At 42.8% G+C, this 1,288-nt stretch carries 2 protein-coding genes; both read right to left on the reverse strand.

All coding sequences use genetic code 11. The annotated features are described in order from the left end of the window. Positions 1-230 precede the first annotated feature (230 nt). Positions 231-707 (reverse strand): immunity 26/phosphotriesterase HocA family protein, encoded by a 477-nt coding sequence (locus C230_RS0100080; protein WP_018130083.1) that lies wholly within the window; start codon positions 705-707, stop codon positions 231-233. A 17-nt stretch (positions 708-724) separates the two neighbouring features. Further along, positions 725-1,288, reverse strand: a 564-nt coding sequence (locus C230_RS23075; RefSeq protein ID WP_040392290.1) for a GIY-YIG nuclease family protein, incomplete at its 5' end; no start/stop codon positions are given.

The raw sequence follows: 1,288 nt of genomic DNA on the forward strand, positions 1-1,288 counted from the left end.
GTGCTCAAGGCGGCTGTGGCTAGTTTAGGCCTCGGGGTCGATCCCCCATAAAAAACACAACCTTCCTGTCCTGCTTGGTTTCATATTCGCTTATGAACGCCGAAAAGTAAATCTCTTTGGAGGACATTTTCATAATCATATTGTGCCCCGCCAGGGGCATGGGGGTTTAAGAAAAAACCCTCTTGAATCTAAAAGTCAAGAGGGTTTGAGCTCTTTTGGCTGTATCTCAATTAGAGGTTTTGATCCTCCTTTAGAATCTTGTGAATTTTGTCTGCTACAACTCCATAACTTCCTAATCCATAATCTGTCCATAATTCCGGCTCATATCCTAACGGATTTCCTAACTCATCAACAAACTGCTTTGTTAAAAAATCCTTAAAACCGAAATTTACCGCGAGATCTTCATTGGTTACCGGCATAGAACCAATGGTTTTAAAATAACCTTTAATCCACCCTTGGTTATTTATAATTAGTGGAGGTATCAAAAGTTCTCTTGGGTTTAATTCAGTTGGCATTACCACTTGTTGTGACGGGTTTTTGTAAATATAAATTAGGTTACAAAGAATCACAAGATCCTTGCTTGGCATATTAGTTTTAATAACTTTTCCATAAAAATACAATCCATTTTTTGGTTGAACTACAAACACGTCTCCTGGATTTGGTTTTTTTCTTGATGGTTGCATTTTGACAAGTAAATCAAATTCCATTCACCACAACCCTCCCCTTAGAATCCCCGTTGTTTAAGCCAAGCTTCCCCCCATTGAACAGCTTCATTATACCAAGGCCTTTTTGGACTGATACTGTTAATTTTGTTACTAAACTGAGGATTTCTGTTAATCAACACTTGTTCTATTGCCTTAGCTTGCCTTCTTGTCAGAGGGGTGTCTGTAATTTTACGCAAAGAATCGAATCGATTCCCGTGCTGGTCAAATCTCTTTTTTAAATCTTTCGTTATTCCTACATAAGTACTTTTCCCGTCCTTTATTCCTAAATATACATGCGTGTCTGCCGGGCCTTGTAAGAGCGACTTAGGTGTCTCATGTGCTACAGCCGCAACTCCATCACCAGCATGCTCACCTGCTGAAACGGCTTCCGCACCTTTGGCTGCGATTCGGTCCGCCTCTCCGACTATCCGTGCGCCTTCCGCTACATGAGCTGCCTCACCCGCCGCTTTCGCTGCACGCGCCGCTAGTGACAGGCTGCCAACCGGAATCGCGGTCGAAACCACATCAAAGGCGATCCAGGCTGCGTTTTCCCAGGTCGGGTTTTGAATAAAGGATACGACATC

The sequence above is a fragment of the Effusibacillus pohliae DSM 22757 genome, from assembly GCF_000376225.1.
Classification (GTDB): domain Bacteria; phylum Bacillota; class Bacilli; order Tumebacillales; family Effusibacillaceae; genus Effusibacillus; species Effusibacillus pohliae.